Annotated in this window: 17 protein-coding genes and 1 tRNA gene; 5 read left to right on the forward strand and 13 right to left on the reverse strand. The window is 65.6% G+C overall.

Going from position 1 to position 15,184, the window contains the following annotated elements:
• Nucleotides 1-105 precede the first annotated feature (105 nt).
• The 4 genes from DMH01_RS03510 to DMH01_RS03525 all read right to left on the reverse strand — a co-directional run bounded on the left by DMH01_RS03510 (nucleotide 106) and on the right by DMH01_RS03525 (nucleotide 2,097).
• Nucleotides 106-609, reverse strand: coding sequence for a hypothetical protein (locus DMH01_RS03510; RefSeq protein ID WP_125673666.1), 504 nt, complete (start codon nucleotides 607-609; stop codon nucleotides 106-108).
• 64 nt (nucleotides 610-673) lie between these two features.
• Entirely contained in the window at nucleotides 674-1,423 is a 750-nt protein-coding gene (locus tag DMH01_RS03515; RefSeq protein WP_125673667.1) for a phage antirepressor, read from the reverse strand.
• A 79-nt stretch (nucleotides 1,424-1,502) separates the two neighbouring features.
• The gene (locus tag DMH01_RS03520; RefSeq protein WP_125673668.1) at nucleotides 1,503-1,763 is read right to left on the reverse strand and encodes a helix-turn-helix domain-containing protein; all 261 of its coding nucleotides are present in this window, start codon (nucleotides 1,761-1,763) and stop codon (nucleotides 1,503-1,505) included.
• A 106-nt stretch (nucleotides 1,764-1,869) separates the two neighbouring features.
• Complete coding sequence (locus tag DMH01_RS03525) at nucleotides 1,870-2,097, reverse strand: helix-turn-helix transcriptional regulator (protein ID WP_125673669.1); 228 nt, start codon at nucleotides 2,095-2,097, stop codon at nucleotides 1,870-1,872.
• 200 nt (nucleotides 2,098-2,297) lie between these two features.
• Here DMH01_RS03525 and DMH01_RS03530 point away from each other — a divergent pair, with 200 nt between their 5' ends.
• From DMH01_RS03530 to DMH01_RS03540, 3 genes are all read left to right on the forward strand, one after another.
• A complete protein-coding gene (locus DMH01_RS03530) occupies nucleotides 2,298-2,741 on the forward strand; it encodes a helix-turn-helix transcriptional regulator (protein WP_158633188.1) in 444 nt (147 codons plus the stop codon).
• 95 nt (nucleotides 2,742-2,836) lie between these two features.
• Nucleotides 2,837-3,241, forward strand: a complete 405-nt coding sequence (locus DMH01_RS03535) for a hypothetical protein (protein WP_125673671.1) — start codon at nucleotides 2,837-2,839, stop codon at nucleotides 3,239-3,241.
• Between the two features lie 329 nt (nucleotides 3,242-3,570).
• Nucleotides 3,571-3,819, forward strand: a complete 249-nt coding sequence (locus tag DMH01_RS03540) for a hypothetical protein (RefSeq protein WP_125673672.1) — start codon at nucleotides 3,571-3,573, stop codon at nucleotides 3,817-3,819.
• A 52-nt stretch (nucleotides 3,820-3,871) separates the two neighbouring features.
• Here DMH01_RS03540 and DMH01_RS03545 read toward each other — a convergent pair whose 3' ends face one another.
• The gene (locus DMH01_RS03545; protein WP_199745352.1) at nucleotides 3,872-5,092 is read right to left on the reverse strand and encodes an Ig-like domain-containing protein; all 1,221 of its coding nucleotides are present in this window, start codon (nucleotides 5,090-5,092) and stop codon (nucleotides 3,872-3,874) included.
• 195 nt (nucleotides 5,093-5,287) lie between these two features.
• Here DMH01_RS03545 and DMH01_RS03550 point away from each other — a divergent pair.
• Nucleotides 5,288-5,360, forward strand: a tRNA-Lys gene (locus DMH01_RS03550).
• Between the two features lie 396 nt (nucleotides 5,361-5,756).
• Here DMH01_RS03550 and DMH01_RS03555 read toward each other — a convergent pair.
• From DMH01_RS03555 to DMH01_RS03570, 4 genes are all read right to left on the reverse strand, one after another.
• Nucleotides 5,757-6,341 carry a hypothetical protein gene (locus DMH01_RS03555; protein WP_125673673.1) on the reverse strand — a complete coding sequence of 195 codons (585 nt, stop codon included), beginning with the start codon at nucleotides 6,339-6,341 and terminating at the stop codon, nucleotides 5,757-5,759.
• A gap of 74 nt (nucleotides 6,342-6,415) precedes the next feature.
• Nucleotides 6,416-8,404, reverse strand: coding sequence for a hypothetical protein (locus DMH01_RS03560; protein ID WP_125673674.1), 1,989 nt, complete (start codon nucleotides 8,402-8,404; stop codon nucleotides 6,416-6,418).
• Nucleotides 8,401-9,267, reverse strand: a complete 867-nt coding sequence (locus DMH01_RS03565; RefSeq protein WP_233621385.1) for a 5'-methylthioadenosine/S-adenosylhomocysteine nucleosidase — start codon at nucleotides 9,265-9,267, stop codon at nucleotides 8,401-8,403. Before DMH01_RS03565 ends, DMH01_RS03560 begins: the two co-directional genes overlap by 4 nt.
• A gap of 201 nt (nucleotides 9,268-9,468) precedes the next feature.
• The gene (locus tag DMH01_RS03570) at nucleotides 9,469-10,167 is read right to left on the reverse strand and encodes an NUDIX domain-containing protein (protein WP_125673676.1); all 699 of its coding nucleotides are present in this window, start codon (nucleotides 10,165-10,167) and stop codon (nucleotides 9,469-9,471) included.
• Between the two features lie 1,361 nt (nucleotides 10,168-11,528).
• Between DMH01_RS03570 and DMH01_RS03580 the strand changes: the two genes are divergently transcribed.
• A complete protein-coding gene (locus DMH01_RS03580) occupies nucleotides 11,529-12,500 on the forward strand; it encodes a hypothetical protein (RefSeq protein ID WP_125673677.1) in 972 nt (323 codons plus the stop codon).
• Nucleotides 12,501-12,542: 42 nt separating this feature from the next.
• On the opposite strand, the gene DMH01_RS03585 is transcribed toward DMH01_RS03580, so the two are convergent.
• Genes DMH01_RS03585 through DMH01_RS03600 form a run of 4 tightly spaced genes read right to left on the reverse strand, consistent with a single transcriptional unit; the run spans nucleotide 12,543 to nucleotide 15,162 of the window.
• On the reverse strand, nucleotides 12,543-12,788 hold the full coding sequence (locus DMH01_RS03585) for a hypothetical protein (RefSeq protein WP_125673678.1): 246 nt from the start codon (nucleotides 12,786-12,788) through the stop codon (nucleotides 12,543-12,545).
• 16 nt (nucleotides 12,789-12,804) lie between these two features.
• Nucleotides 12,805-13,695 (reverse strand): diiron oxygenase, encoded by an 891-nt coding sequence (locus tag DMH01_RS03590; RefSeq protein WP_125673679.1) that lies wholly within the window; start codon nucleotides 13,693-13,695, stop codon nucleotides 12,805-12,807.
• Nucleotides 13,692-14,573 carry a crotonase/enoyl-CoA hydratase family protein gene (locus DMH01_RS03595; RefSeq protein WP_125673680.1) on the reverse strand — a complete coding sequence of 294 codons (882 nt, stop codon included), beginning with the start codon at nucleotides 14,571-14,573 and terminating at the stop codon, nucleotides 13,692-13,694. The genes DMH01_RS03590 and DMH01_RS03595 overlap by 4 nt, the downstream gene beginning before the upstream one ends.
• Nucleotides 14,563-15,162 carry a TetR/AcrR family transcriptional regulator gene (locus tag DMH01_RS03600; protein WP_125673681.1) on the reverse strand — a complete coding sequence of 200 codons (600 nt, stop codon included), beginning with the start codon at nucleotides 15,160-15,162 and terminating at the stop codon, nucleotides 14,563-14,565. The genes DMH01_RS03595 and DMH01_RS03600 overlap by 11 nt, the downstream gene beginning before the upstream one ends.
• Between the last annotated feature and the right edge of the window lie 22 nt (nucleotides 15,163-15,184).

The raw sequence follows: 15,184 nt of genomic DNA on the forward strand, positions 1-15,184 counted from the left end.
CCGACTTCGGCTTCTCCTTCGGCGCCGGCTTCGGCCGAGGCGCCTCCTCCTCGACGATGCGGTCCACCTGCTCGGCGGCCGCCCGGAGCTTCTTCACGATCCCCATCACGCCTCTGCTTTCGGATGCCAGACCTCGACGACGATCGGCGCGCGACCGGACGACTCGGACTGGAGTTCGGATAGGACACCGGGCGCGCAGCAGGCGCACGCGTTCGGAACGGTCTGCCGCGCGTTCGGCTGGTGCGGGTCCGGGAGCGGGTACAGGCGCACCGTCGCGTAGTGGCCGCGCATCTGGCAGTGGACACACAGCGACCGCTCGACCTTCGCGAACCGGCAGTCCGCGCCCATCGCGCCGAGCTGCGCGGCCAGCTCGAACGAGCTGTTCGCCATGGACTCCAGCCGCGGCAACGGCATCGTGTCCCCGGGCTCGATCACCCGGTGCATGCCGTGCACCGACGGCGTCGGTAAGCGCATCCCGCCCGGCACGGCCGCCGTTTCGGTGGCCCGCGCGTAGACGCGGTGCACGTTGTGCGGGTGCTCGGCGGGGTAGTCCTCGGACCCGGCGGGCATCGCGTGCCGCGGATCCGTGAGACACTTGCTGCTGATCATGAGAGCCCTTTCTCTCTGGTCATTTGCCCGCCTCGCGTGCCAGCACGAGGCGGGCGTTTCGTTGTCAGGCAGCGAGCAGCAGCGGTCCGCTGCCACCCATCCGCCGATGGAGCTCGTGCACGCCCTTGGCTGTGATCCGCACCTGCGTCGTCACCTGCTGCTCGCCGACGCCGGAGTTGAAGAAGTCCCGCGACCGCACCGCCAACCGGCCGTTGTCGATCTGCGCCTGGTACGGCTGCCCGGTGCGGTCGGTCCAGCCCAAGCCCTTCAAGGTCTTCGCCAACCGGTTCTGCCCGGTCGAGATCGACGGGTCCCGGTTCAAGATCTGCGCCGCTTCACGCAGCGAGTAGTCCCCCGCCGCGTCGGCCAGTTGCTCCCACGACTTCGCGACCGGCTCCAGCGCGCCGATGCGGGCGTCCTTCGCTTCGAGCTCCCGCGCCTGCTTCGCCGCGAGCTCCAGCGCGTCGGCGAACGTCTCCGGCACGGTGAGGTCGAACTTCCCCGTTTTGCGGATCGAGGGCAGCACCTCGTCGGTCACCCAGTCCTGGAACTGGTCCGCCAGGACGGTGCGGGCCCGCATCAGCAGCCGGTACAGCCCGCCCTCGGAGATGACGGTCGCGGCCTGCTCTCCCGAGGGTGTCGCGATTCGCGACACCCTCTTCTGGTGATCGCGGACGTGCTTCGCGACCGCGTCCCGGCTGTTGCTGTAGCCGAGGACGACGCACGCGTCACCGGCCACGAACCACGGTTCGCCGTCGACGATGACCACGCGCACCGCGGTGCCCTTGAAGTCGAACGGGATCAGTTCGGACACCTTGTCCGTCCTCTCGGGATAGAAGTTGGGAACCGGTGGACCGGGGAGTCATGGAGAAGGCACCCGGCCCACCGGCGGTTCAGGAAGCCGCCCGGTTCCGGTGCCGCTTCGCCGACCGCGACGTCGCACCGAACACCGACACATCCGCGCCCTCGGGATCGCTCGCGACGTTCCGGGTCTCGATCGCCTCCGCGATCGCATCCACGTGCTTCTCCGAGAAGCGCCGCTCACGACCGACCTGCAGGAACGGGAACCTGCCCTTCCGCATGCCCTCCCGGAGCCACCAGTCCGACTCGCCGCCGAACATCTCGGCGACCTCCGGAATCGAGTAGGTCTTCACTGCGCCCCCTTCGGCTTCGGCCGGGGAAGGACTCGCTCACCGGGCGGCGGCGGGCTCTTGGGGTTGGGCGGGGGTGTCCGTGGCTCAGGCCGCGGGCGAGGTCTGCTCACGCGGCTTTCGCCGGACGGGTGGGGCGCTCTTCAAACAGGTCTTGGAGCTCTACCTTGAGAACCTGCGCAGCCAGGGCGATTTTTTCGATCTTCATCGGCTGGCCGCCGCGCTCGGCGTTCCGGATCGTCACTGGTGACAGGCCGATCTGGTCTCCGAGCTGGTCTGGGGTGAGTCCCGCCGCCTGCCGCACCGTGCGGAACTTGGGGGTGAGGAAGTGGGCCATGCGGTTCACAGTAGTTCTGACTAGTTCTGACTGCAAGTCTCGAACAGGTCTCAGTGCGACACTAGACCTGGTAGTCGAAAGCAGTTACAGTTCTCAACATGCCCAGGGGAGATCAGGCAGAGGCCTCAACTGTTCCAAGTCAGGCAAGCCTTACCGAACGCGTCTTGCGTAAGCGCTCCGTCACGCGGGAGCATGGCTGCGTGGCAGTCGAAAGCAGGCGCGAGATCGGCGGTCGGATCCGAGAGCGCCGCAGAGATCTTGGTCTAACCCAGCAAGAACTGGGTGAGACCTCCGGCACCAGCGAGAGCAGCGTCAAGCGCCTCGAATGGGGCCAGCGCATCGACCGCACCAAGGAGAAGGACATCGCCCGCGCCCTCGGCTGGATCGACGGCAGCATCGACCTTCTCCACGCCGGCAAGGAGCCCATCCTTCGTTCCGAAGAGGCCGCGGCCGAGCGCGCCTGGGGCGAGTCCTTTGTCGACGACGTTCGGGCAATGTCCTATGAGGAGATGGCGCGCCGGGCGGCGTTCGTGGCGGCCGTGACCGAGGACCCTGCCGAGGGCGACAAGATCATGGAAGCGATGCTACGGATCCGGCGTGCCGCCAACCAGGAAGACCCTGGTCAGGATGCTGTTGGTAGCTGACTGACCACCCCGGGTGGAACGTTCGCAACGAGAGTGTCACATCTCCCGGTAGGTCCGAATAGTCCAGTAACGACGGCTAGATCGCCTACGAACGAATGTGCGATCGGGGTACCGCGCACTACCGCTGGGAGGCCACTTTGTCCGTCAAGCTGGACAACAACCCGACGCGCCGGTGGATCTGGGTCTCGATCGGATCCGCCGGCGCTTTCTCCGTCGCTACCTTGATCATCGTCCTGCGTACCGCCTCGCCTCAGGGCATGCCGTTGATGAACTTCATGCTCGCGACGAGCATCGTGGTGTGGATCGGCGCGATCGCCTACGTCACGGTGTGGTGGATCCGCCGGTACATCGCGAAGGCCGTCAAGCAGATGCGGAAGCAGCTCACCGACGACGTGATCACGGTGATGAACCTGAAGGACGTTGAGCGGTGGTCGAAGGCTGCGGATCAGGCAGTACGGCACCTGCAGGCGGTACCTGGAGATGCGACCGGCAGGAACTGATCGAACGCGAAGAGGCCCTCGGAGCGGACGCCGAGGGCCTCTTCGCTGCCTTCAGCAGGTCGGAACCGTGTCCCCCGTGGGGACGCCAACCACCCTCGTTGAACCAACACGAACCGACGCGAACCGCGCGTGACCTCGGTGAACGCCCTGCGCATAGTCCTCCACCTGGGTGAAAAACGGGTTCGAAACCCGTCGCTCACCCCATCACCCCAGTCTGTTCGGGGCCTTCGGCCCCTCCCAACGGGCTGGGGTTTCGCCTTTTTTCGGGGGCCGAGCCCCCGAACCCCCGCCGGAGGGCTGCGCCCCCGGACCCCCATCAGATCGGTGCCGTGAGGGACGATCGTGCCGGGTGCGGCCAGACCACATCGGCCAAGAAGTCACCGTGGCGCTGCGAGCCCGGCTACCCGAACTGCACCAAGGCCCAGTCTCAGAAGTACCTCGCCGAGCTCGAGTTCCAGAGATGCGTCCGTGATCCGGAGAAGATCTGGGGCACCGGCACGCAGAAGTGCCGCTACAAGACCAGCGGCGAGACGCAGTGGGAGTACCACTACGGCACCCTGCCGCCCGAAACGCCATGAGGGGTCCCGTTAGGACGGAATTCGCCCTAACGGGACCCCTCATGGCAACGGGTCAGTTCCGGTCGCCGCCGGTCTTCCAGTCGTCCCACGACATCTGCCACACCGACCAACCGTCGGTCGGCTCCAGCACCTGCGGGCCCGAGTTGGTGACCGTGATGATGTCACCCTTCTTCGAAGTGTCCATCAGCCACTTCGCGTTCTCGGTCGACAGGTTGATGCAGCCGTGGCTCACGTTGCGCTTGCCCTGTGAACCGACCGACCACGGCGCCGAGTGGTAGAAGATGCCGCTGTTCGACATCCGCACCGCGTACTTCACGAAGGTCCGGTAGCCGGCCTTACTGTCCGTCGGGACGCCGTACGTGCTGGAGTCCATCGTGTACCCGGTGTGCTCGCTCATCACCGTGTAGGTCCCGGCCGGGGTGCTGCTCGACGGCTTGCCCATCGAGATCGGCATCTGCTTGACCTCTTGGTCGTTCACCACGACCTTCATCTGGTGCGTGCCGCCGTCCGCGGTCGCGACCAGCTTGTCGCCGACGACGACCTTGGCGGGCTTGTCCTCGCGGCCGAAGGTGTTGTTGCCGAGGTTCTTGCCGTAGATCGCCGCGTTGACCGAGATCTTCGTCCCCGGCTTGAAGTATTCCTTGGGCCGCCACATCACGGTCTTCTCGCCGAACCAGTGGAACGCGCCCTCGGCCTGCGGCTCGGTGACGATCTTCAGCATCTTCTCGGTCGCCGCCTTGTCCGGCACGTTGCCGGTGAAGGTGAAGATCAACGGCAGGCCGACGCCGACCGTCTCCCCTTCGACCAGGTTGATCGAGACGCCGATCTGTCGGCCGGGCTTGGCCGTGGAGAACGTCGAGGTCGAGGTGACCGGCTTGCCGTCGGTGCCGGTCGCGGCCGCGGTGACGGTGTAGGTCTTGCCGTAGCCGAGCGGCTCCGCAGACTCCCAGCCCGAACCGTCTTCCTTCGGCTTGCCCGCGACGACCTTGCCGTCGGCACCGGTCAGCTTGACCTCGCCCACCTTGCCGTCGGCCACGGCCACCGTGACCGGCTCGCCGGGCGCCACGTTCGCCGCACCCTGCGCCGGGGTCAGCGTCACCACGGCCGGCTTCGGCTCCGGCGCGGGCGCGGCGCTCTGCTGCGAACCCCCAGGAGCACCACCCTGCGACGGCGATTCACCCGACGGTGTACTGCTGCACGCGGCCAGTGTGAACCCGGCCACCAAAGCCGCCACAGCCACCCGCGACCGCCCCGTCGCTCCCCAGACCCTCATGCACACCGCCCGTTTCGCGTGGTACCAACCCCTACGTCTGGCTATAGTCTGCCTGACCGGCCGCAACGCTCGCGGCCGGATGGCCGAATACGTCCCGGCCCGTCGTTAGGGGACCCCCCTGAAACGGGCCCCAGCAACCCTGTGTTAATGTTTTCCACGTCGCCGAGGGGAACACCAAAGCGGCGGAACAAGCAGGCGCCATTAGCTCAATTGGCAGAGCAGCTGGCTCTTAACCAGCGGGTTCGGGGTTCGAGTCCCTGATGGCGCACAGTAGTAAATCAAAGCCCACCAACGGTTTTAGCCCGGATTTCCGGGTGCCGTCGGTGGGCTTTGATCGTATGCGCAGTCGACGTGTCACCCCGGCTCAGCTACTGACCGCCACCAGCCGTGCCTGCGGCGCTGCCGGGGCGCCACCATCTTGTCGATCCTGGCGCCGCGCCCGGGTACCCGCTGTCGCATCCGCCGCCCGCTGAGACAGGGCAGGACACTGGTGTAGGCGTCGGCAGTGAGCACGATGCTGGAATGCCGAGAAGTGCCTGCACCACCCGTAGCGCGTTACCCGCCGCGAGCGGCAGTGGCCGCGCCGTGTCCGAGTTCCAGCTGAAGTACAAAGTCAAAACCGGATTCAACCAGGTCGCAAGCTCTCGCTGGGTGGACGCGCAGATCATAGGTGTGAAGCCCCATGCGCCCTGGCCGACAGATCAGCGGCGACTACGACACGGGCCGCAAACCCCAAGGTGACCAGGGCCTCAGCGATCGATGCGACGAGCAGGTCTGCGCGCACGCCGTCAGTGGTCCAGTAGAGCACGACCGACAACAATGCCGGGACCGCGAACATAAGCAGGTCCACGGCCAGCTGCATGCACTTGTCGAGTCGCCTCAGCGGATCGGAGCGGTGGACAGACTCCCAGGTGAGCGCTTGTTCCACGTGATGGGTAGACGTCACGAGCGAGGGTGCCAGATGCCGCACCAGATACCTGCCGATTGCCGAGATCTTCTGGTCGTTGACGAAGTACGTCCAGCCCAGGACCACGCACACCAGCGGCAGCAGCAGGAGCAGGTATGCACGCCCGGTCGCTTGGACCACCAAGGCCAGCGTCGCCGCCAGCGCGGCTAGTGCGGCATACATCAGCCGATCTCGCAGCACTATCCGCGATGTCTGCTCCGCTTTAAGAGCTTCGTATTCTGCCAACAGGACAGCTCTGGACGAGTCGTCCGGCACGGAATCATCGAGTTGAGTTCCGCTCATCAGCTGGTCGTCACTCCTTCGGTATCGATCCAAGGCATCTGCATGGCCCAAGGCGCATATGCCCCAAGCCCCCGTCACTCCGACCAGTTCCGCGACCACATGGCCCGACGGTCGTTCTCGAACTCGATCCAGTCACGTCCCTTATGAGCCACGGCTTCCAGTATCGGCAGCGCCGCGTCCATCCCGGAGGTCGCCGCGGCGAGTTGGTTCAGCTCTACCTCGTCATCTTCCGTGTCGTTTTCGACGTCGACGCGATCGCTGACTGCGAGGATCTCCCTACCGTCCAGCAGACGCAGCCGGAAGTCCCGGTTGCGCACCTTGTGTTCAGACTCTGCAGGTCGCTTGACCGTCTTCTCCCGGACGGTGAGCGATGCGGACGCGATGCGGTCGTAGCCAAAAACGTTCCAAGCCTCGTTCTTGACCTCTCCGGTGATGAAGTCGAGATATACACGCGAAGCCCGAACCCCATGCCGGGTCAGCAAGATGACCATGACCTGGTACGCGTCGTACCGAGGAGGGCCATGCGGCACTACTCCACGCCGGGAGTAGGGAGCTCGCTCGTTGAGGACTACATGCGAGACGAGGTCCCGTTCGGCGATATCGCCTCTGCGTAACGCCTCTGCCTTGATGTAGGCCTTGTCCAGAGCCAGCCAGCGGGCTATTTCGCTGTCGTCCGGGCGATCGGACAGCTCTGCTCGCCATCGCTCGTACTCGACCATTTCTTGTTCGAACAGCGCATCCGCGTCAGCCGACAGAAACCGAGTCGCGCTGCGGGCAGCGAAGAATTCGATCACTGCGGGCAACACGAACCAGCCCCCCGCCGCGATCGGCACGACCTGCCAACGCTGAGCGACGCCCAGCAGGCCCAACCCCACCACAGTCAACACGACGCCGGCGACCTGCCGGTTACGGGCGCTGCTCGAGGCAGCGGGTTCCGGCTGAAGCTGCGAGTCAAGGCCCGGCCATTGCTGAGCGACTCGGCGCGCATGCCAGTCGAAAAGCCACTTCGACCGTTTGACGGTCTGACCGTAGTCTTGGTCGTACCTGAGCCAGTCGTTGAACCTCCGCCTCAGGTACCAACGGCGTCCGGCCGCGTACTCGGGCCAGTCCGGGGCATCCGGCGGGCACGCGTCGCGGAAACACCGGTCGACGAGCTTGTCGACCTGGCTCGGCTCGGCCGGTTCGTCCGCGGGTCGCGCAGCGTCACGCCGAGAGGTGGCGTGCAGCGTGTGTCCGATGTGCTCAGTGCCGTAACGGATCGTCACGGCACTGCCGGCGACCAGCAGGACCAACCCGCCCCAGAAGAGGAAGCTCACCGGCCCGAAGAACAGTCCGACCAAGGACAGCCCCGCGACCGTGCCTCCGATGAACACCGGTCGGCGATCATCGACGTCCGTTGTGGACGTTCGGATCCGATACTTGACGGGTTTCACCGGATCGGGTTCGAAGAACTTCCAGGCCCTCCCTTCGCGATTTCGGGCGAAGCGCTCTGTACTGACCTGGTGTTTGCGCTCGGCATCGAGCTGCCGGTCCAGGGCACCGGTGAACAACATCGACAGATGCCGGCTGATCTCGTCCTGTCGGTCGGCCGGTAGATCACCAAAAGCTTTCACGGCACTGAAGGACTGGTCGCCGATAGCAGACCTGACCAGTTCGACGAGACCGCGGACAACGCGGTGCGCCCGGGACCATTCGTCTTCCGGTAGTGAGGCACAGAGCTTTCCCACGTCGCGGATTCTTCTGGCGAGGTCCGCGGTGAGATCTCCGAAGCTGCGCTCGCTGAGCACGGCGAGCACGTAATAGTAGATGCGGTCGGTCGACTGACGACCGTTGAAGACGAGCTCTCCGAACAGCTCTTCGGCACGACGCGGCAAACCGCCGGTGAGATACGCGAGTGCGACATCGTGCTTGCGCTCGGCGGAGTCCTCGTCGGAGACAGTGTAGATGGTCGCGTCGTGGAAGACGCTCTCCACGTTCTGCACACCGATCTGCTGGCCAACCTGAGCGTTGCCGGAAGCGACATTCTCGTTCTCGACACTGTCGATGATCGTGTCCCCGCTCATCGGAATCCCCGGACAGAGCCGAGGTTGACGCCTATCTGCTGGCCGACACGGGCGTTGTCTCGTGCCGCGTTCGTGTTGTGGACTGCCGGGAATTCGGGCGATGCCGGCTCGGCGGCTCTGGCGGTGCCCTCGTCAGGTTCGAGGGCAGTGATCAGCGCGATCGCGAACGCCGCCGCGTTGCGAGCCGCGAGCAGCTGTCCACCTTCGCGGTCCGCCGCAGCCTTGCGCCCGTCTGCGAAGTCGCTGATGCCGCGCACCGCTACAGCGCGGACCTGGTCACCGAGGTGAGCCGCGTGCGCGAAGCCGGAGCTCTCCATATCGACGGCTACGGCGTCGTTGTACGACTTGTGCAGCCTCTGGGCCAGTTCGGACCGGCGGGAGTTGAGGACGACGTCGCCCACCGCGATGGCTTCGAAGTGGACCACTGGAGCGCCACCCTCCACCTGGTCAGGCAGGAACGAGTGCCAAGAGTTACTACGCGGCAACCTCCGCGCCTCCTGGTCGAGACGGTGCGAGACAGACCAAGCCGAGGGGCGCACCAAGAACTCGTCATCCTCGCTGCGACCGCCCTGATAGGAGTAGATCTTGGTCGCCACGACCACGTCACCGATCACGAGCCAGTCGCGGAGCCCTCCCGCGACACCGACGAACACCATGGCCGCAGGAGAGAACTCGGCATTGGCACGCTCGGTGAGCGCAGCAGCGGTCGTGGTGCCCGCACCGGTCTCCACCACCGCGATGCGGTGTCCCTGATGACCCGCGACAGTTCCGACATCGAACACGGTCCCTGACCTGTGACGATGCGGGCGTACGTCCACAAGGTGCTCCAACACGGCTGCATGTTCCACGGGCAGCGCAGTCATGATCACATTCACTGGCTCTCACTCCAACACGGTCAGGGTGATTCATGAACGGACTCTCCACGAGGCGTCCGACGAGATCGACGTGGCGTGACAACGGCGCTGGACCGAAGTCTCACCACCACGCTTATTGTCAGAGTGACACGAACTGACGAGTAGAGCAAGCTCTAAACAGAGCCAATGGTCATCATGACAAAAACTACGTCATGCTCCGAAGCGTGACCGCATCATCGGGGGAACCAGTTCGGCCGCCCCGCCCGCGCGATAGAGGGCGGCAGGCCTGCCGGTAAGGGAAGATCGCTTGTCGCCGGTAGGCACGACAAAGCCGTCGGCATCGGTGACTTTGCGATGGAAGTTCGGCTTGTCCAGCACAACGCCCCACACGGCCTCGTAGACCTCGCGTAGGTCGGCGATGGTGAACTCATGACCACAGAAGGCCGTGGCGATGGTGCTGAACTGCAGAAGCGTACGTGCCAACTCCACCGCATCAGCCAGAATACGATCATGGTCGAAGGCCAGACCCACATCAACGGCCTCGGCGACCGGCAGCCACCGGGCGGCTCGTGCGTCTGAACCAGCGACCGGCACCGGCAGGTTCGGGGCGATAGCGAGGTAAGCGCTAGTTACCACCCGCGGACGCCGGGGATCCCGGTCAGGCGCGGAGTACACACCCACCTGCTGCAGCTTCAACGCTTCGGCATCGAGACCCGTCTCCTCGGCCAACTCACGCGCAGCGGTCTGCTCAAGTGACTCGTCACCACGCAGGAATCCGCCCGGCAACGCCATGCTTCCGCGGAACGGCTCATTCTTTCGCTCCACGAGCAAGACGCACAGCACACCGCCTCGAATGGTCAGGATGACCAGGTCGGCGGTAAGCGTTACTGTCTGCCGGGCGCGGCTCATGGGCGAAGACTACCCACCTGCCTCCCATCCCTTTCCCGGTCTCCGCAGTCGGACCAGCACCGCCGGCTCGACCGAAGGAACGGCGATGGCGGTGCGCCCACTGCGGCGTCGCCAACAGCGTGGTGACGGCCGAGAACGGAGTGGTCCGGGTCGACGCCTCCCTCGCCGGGCATGGCGCCGAGCAGGCAACTGCCCGCTGGAGGCGATTCATCGCCGTGACCAACCTGATGGGCTGGGCCATGGCTGCGAGTTACTCCCCTGACGGATGCCGCCGACGACCTGGTTCATCCGCTGCAGGACCGCGAACCTTGAGCCTCGACTACGCCAGTTTCCTCCGCCACACCGAAGCGGCCGCAGTGCACTACGGCCTCGCCCCCGATCCTCGCCGAAACCCGATCACGCGGTCATCTATTCCAACGCAAGAAGAACTCGGGTGAATTCGATTATTCAGCAGGAATAAGAATATTCACGTCCGCACTAAACCTCGCTCGATCAATCCAATCTGACTGACGTTCCGGGCCGCTCGCGACCGCCGCATACGGCCCGATCTTACTTAAATACCTTGGACACACAGGGATCTCCGCAGGCCATGGCCGCATGCAGCTGGTCTGAACGGACGCCGCCGAGATGCTACCCACAGCCAGCATGCCGCGATATCATCGGACATTCGGCTGGGCATTTACACCGAAGCCCAAGACCCGATCAGCACTTGACACTCACAGGCAGAACATGGACAAAACCTGGCCAAAAGTATGACAACCGACGACACGGGCAGGCCAGTCAGCGATCCTGAGTATCGCGATCTGTCTATCGACCTAGGCGCGTCGCCGAAGGGGCCCCGGTTGCAGCCGGCGGCCCCTTCAGTTTGTCACCCCCGTTTGACTCTACGTAGTCAGCCTTCCGATCATGAGCACTCTGCGCAAGACTCAAGCCGTCCACGTGGTTAGGGCTGCAACTCTCACCACATGTCGGTGGATGAACGCCTAGGTCGATGCAGAGAGGATTTCGCAGCTCAATGTCACCAGCACACAAGGATCGCCCCTGCACGCCCGATCCATTTCCCAGAGTTCCGGTACGTCGCCCCCGCGACGCGGTCGTCATCGTGATCTTGATTCAGGCCTTCACAGGGTTCTTGGTCACCCGTGGATACACACTCGAAATGGCTATCGCCGCTTCGGGCGCGACGTGCCTGGTCGCGGGGCAGCTCGGGAGAAGCTTCGGCAGGCACCAACACAGGCGGGCAGCTTGAGCGCGGCCGCGCGGGGGCCGCTCTTGGCGGTCTCTGAGTACAGCACAATGGGGACCAGTTCCCGCGCGGCCGCCCTCAGGTCAGACACTTTCGCCTACATGCAGAATCCGAAATGAACGTCACCGCGGCCGATCTGAGCGTCGAGCTCAAATTACTTCGCCGGGGCAGAGGCGTCGCCGCACCCCAGCTACGCGAACGCGCCGGGCCTGCCTTGCAAACCACCTTCCAGATCTCACAAGACGACAACACAGCGGAGGTCAGACGTAAAATCACAGAAGGATTGCTAACACTGAGCAGGACGTTGCCAAATGACCTACGTCTCGCGGTGTTGGCTGCCCTCGCAATGCACGAAGAGGCACGGCTCCCCTTTTACCAGGACCGTGTGAGATGGGTTGCCCGTGCCTTGGACCGCGACGACCGCACCGCCCGTCGCCGCATCGACGAGGGGATGGATCAACTTGCGGCGCTGGCGATGGGCGGCGTGCAGGCTCCAGAACCTGCACAACCAGGAAGACTTTGGCACACCGAGGAACTGCGAGTGACAGTCGCACTCGACCAACGGACACCCGAGGTATTCGAGTTCCGCCGGATCGTTGCCGACGCCGACAACACATCTGAGCTAGACCTGGCCTTGACGTTGGCCACACACAAGCGCGACAACTCCGCTGCGGACGATCTGAGGGTCGACGTGTTCTACGGCGGCGTGTTGACCGCCCATGCCATGGAATCGAGTGAACGGGTCGGACTCGGCCTACGACTCCCTAGACAACTCTCTCGCGGTGACCGGCATGAGTTTGCGCTACGATTCCGAACTCCTTTCAGGTACACACATTTCGTGTGCGTACCCCGGCATCCAGTCGATCTGTTCGACCTTCACATCCGTTTCGCCACTCCTGCGCCCGACCAGGTTCTACGACTTGAGCGAGTGTTCCAAGACGACGCCAGAGACACAGGAGTGACAGGGGTGCGACTGACGCCGGACGCCTCGGGTGAAGTGCACGTCGAGTTCCGCCACCTCACGCCGGGATTCGCCTACGGGGTCCGGTGGAGCACCACGAACTCCACCGGTGCCCAGACTCACTAGCAAATTTCGGGCGACCGGCAAGCCCCAGACCCGGCCGGGACCTCAGCGCCGGGCGAGGACGCGCTTTCCCAGCCAGCCGGCGTAGACGGCCAGTCCCGCGAAGCCGGCCTTCCGCGTGGGGCCGGCGGCGATCGCCAGGCCGATGGCGAGTTCGGTGGCGCCGTTGCGGTAGGTCCAGGTGCGGATGTCGTCGGCGAAGGCCATCTTCGTCACGGGTTCGAAGGCCGCCGGGGCGGCGAAGTGGGCGAGGCCGGTCGCGGCGATGCCGAGGCCGAGGAGCTTGGACATGGAGTGCCTTCCTTGTTCAGTCGAGGACGCCGGCGCGGCGCCAGAGCCGGCGGCTCGGGCCGCCGATGAGGCCGATCTCGGTGAAGTGTTCGACGGCCTTGGCGGCCCAGGCCGCCTTGGTCCGGCGCCAGTGCGGGTTCGCGGTGGCGACCTGGCGGGCTTCGCGGGGGTCGAGGCCGACGGAGGTGTATGCCTTGGGGTGCAACAACTCCGAAGTCGCGACGTAGGCCATCCCGGCGATCGCCCAGCGGATCAGTTCGCGGCCGATGCGGCCGTGGCGCGCCCAGGCCCGGCCCAGTTCGTCCTTGGCGAAGCTGATGTGACGGGCCTCTTCGATGACGTGGATACGCGAGATCATCCGGATCATCGGCTGCAGGCTGTCGTCGCGCATCATCTCGCGTTGCATGCCGTCGGCGAGTTCTTCGACGTAGATGGCGCCGGCGAACAGCAGCGCCGGGCCGCAGATCGCGCCGAACAGCTTGCCCGCGCGGTGCGCCGAGCGGCTCGGGCGCCGGACGACACCTCCGCTCTTCTCGATCGAGCGGGCGAACATGGTGCTGTGACGGCATTCGTCCGCGATCTCGGTGAGCGCGTACTGGGCGTTGTGGGTCGTCGGGTCGCTGTTGTAGACGTGGCGCACGAGGCCCTGCATGAGGATCAGCTCGAACCAGATACCCGACGCCGCCGCGGCCGCCGCTTCTTGACGGCTCAGCTCGGCTCGCTGGGTTTCGTCGAGACGTTCCCAGAGTTCCGTGCCGTACAGGGAACATCGCTCCGGTGCCTTGCCGAACGCCCCGTCGACCAGCGGTGCCTGCCAGTCGACGTCGACGTCCGGGTCGTAGGAGAGCCGCGCGGAGGAGCGCTGCAGGCGTTCGGCGACGCGTTCGCTTTCGGTGTTCGCGGTCATGACGACCTCCTCGGATCCGTGTGCTCGGGCAGGGGGCCGCCGCCGTCCGGGATGACCTGCCCGGAATCGCGGTAGGCCACCGCCTCGTGGAAACCATCGCGTTCGGCGAACTCGCGGAACCAGCGACCTTCGGGCGTGTGCCGGGTGATGCCGTCGAAGAGCGTCGCGAGGGTCTGGGTGCCGGAAAGGCCCATGTTGTCGTAGGCCTGGTTGATCATCAGTTTCTGCATCACCAGCTGGTTCGTCGGCACGCCCGCCATCCGGTCGGCCAGTTCCTCGACGGCCGCTTCGAGCCGTCCGGGTTCCACCGCCTCGAGCGCGAGTCCCCATTCGGCCGCGGTGGCGCCGTCGATGGTGTCGCCGGTGAGCAGCATCCGCTTCGCCCGCTGAGCGCCGACGCGGTAGACCCACATCGCGGTCGTCGGGCAGCCCCACACCCGTGCGGGTGGATAGCCGATGCGCGCGTCGGTCGCCATGATCAGCACGTCGCACGACAGCGCGATGTCGCTGCCGCCGGCGATCGCGTGGCCCTGCACCTGGCAGACGGTGGGTTTCAGCGATCGCCACAGGCTGAAGAAGTCGTCGGTGTTGCGCTTCATCACCCGGTAGTCCTTGACCGGATCCCAGACCGGGCCCTGGTTCCAGCGGCCTTCGGCGTCTTCCTCGGCGAACTGCTTGAGGTCGTATCCGGCGCAGAACGACCGGCCTTCGCCGCGCACCACGATCACCCGGACCGCGTCGTCCTCGTTCGCCAGCTCCACGGCCTGCCGGATCTCGCGTGGCATGACGTCGTTGATCGCGTTGAGCCGCTCGGGGCGGTTCAGGGTCAGGTAGGCCTTCCGGTCTTCGACGCGGTACGTGAGCGTCTCAAACGCCATCGGAACCGCCCAACGCACGGAGCGTGAAGGTCACCAGCTGCGGGATCGTGTCCGGCCCGCTTTCGCCCGCCAAGGGGCCGACCAGCATTTCCGCGCCCGCGCCGACCAGCGCGGCGGCCGTCGCTTCCGCGTCCTGTGGAGGCAGCAGCCCCCTCGTCACGCCGTCGGCGATGTTCCTGGCGATGACCTCGCGGAACGCGCGGCGGAACACCAGGCGCTCGGCCTCCACCACGGCGTCGACCGGTTCGGCCAGCAGCGCGTACGCCAGCCTCGGCGCCTTCAACGCCCGTCCGGCGAAGGTCTCGATCACGGCGACCACGCGCTCGCGGACGTCGCCTTGGGACGCGGCGGCCTCGACGGCGTCGACCTCCCGGGAGACCACCTCTCGGAAGACCTCGACGACCAGGTCGGCCTTGGACGGGAACTGCCGGTACACGCTGCCGGTGCCCACGCCCGCCCGCGCGGCGACCGCGGCCATGGAGCAGCCCGCGTAGCCGGTCTCGGCCAGCAGCGCGATGGCCGCGGCGAGGATCTCGCCTCGTTGCGAGTCCAGCCTGGCCTGCGTCTTCGGGGTCCGGCGGTACGGCATGGCAAGGAGTGAAGCACGGATT

Origin of the sequence: Amycolatopsis sp. WAC 04182, assembly GCF_003947465.1 — a bacterium.
Lineage (GTDB): Bacteria > Actinomycetota > Actinomycetes > Mycobacteriales > Pseudonocardiaceae > Amycolatopsis.

Bases quoted from the DNA above. Each gene is read 5' to 3' on its own strand.
- DMH01_RS03510 (WP_125673666.1), bottom strand. From the start codon at position 609: ATGATCAGCAGCAAGTGTCTCACGGATCCGCGGCACGCGATGCCCGCC.
- DMH01_RS03555 (WP_125673673.1), bottom strand. From the start codon at position 6,341: ATGAGCGGAACTCAACTCGATGATTCCGTGCCGGACGACTCGTCCAGA.
- DMH01_RS03570 (WP_125673676.1), bottom strand. From the start codon at position 10,167: ATGAGCCGCGCCCGGCAGACAGTAACGCTTACCGCCGACCTGGTCATC.
- DMH01_RS03580 (WP_125673677.1), top strand. From the start codon at position 11,529: ATGAACGTCACCGCGGCCGATCTGAGCGTCGAGCTCAAATTACTTCGC.
- DMH01_RS03560 (WP_125673674.1), bottom strand. From the start codon at position 8,404: ATGAGCGGGGACACGATCATCGACAGTGTCGAGAACGAGAATGTCGCT.
- DMH01_RS03585 (WP_125673678.1), bottom strand. From the start codon at position 12,788: ATGTCCAAGCTCCTCGGCCTCGGCATCGCCGCGACCGGCCTCGCCCAC.
- DMH01_RS03595 (WP_125673680.1), bottom strand. From the start codon at position 14,573: ATGGCGTTTGAGACGCTCACGTACCGCGTCGAAGACCGGAAGGCCTAC.
- DMH01_RS03545 (WP_199745352.1), bottom strand. From the start codon at position 5,092: ATGAGGGTCTGGGGAGCGACGGGGCGGTCGCGGGTGGCTGTGGCGGCT.
- DMH01_RS03535 (WP_125673671.1), top strand. From the start codon at position 2,837: ATGTGCGATCGGGGTACCGCGCACTACCGCTGGGAGGCCACTTTGTCC.
- DMH01_RS03600 (WP_125673681.1), bottom strand. From the start codon at position 15,162: ATGCCGTACCGCCGGACCCCGAAGACGCAGGCCAGGCTGGACTCGCAA.
- DMH01_RS03525 (WP_125673669.1), bottom strand. From the start codon at position 2,097: ATGGCCCACTTCCTCACCCCCAAGTTCCGCACGGTGCGGCAGGCGGCG.
- DMH01_RS03565 (WP_233621385.1), bottom strand. From the start codon at position 9,267: ATGACTGCGCTGCCCGTGGAACATGCAGCCGTGTTGGAGCACCTTGTG.
- DMH01_RS03590 (WP_125673679.1), bottom strand. From the start codon at position 13,695: ATGACCGCGAACACCGAAAGCGAACGCGTCGCCGAACGCCTGCAGCGC.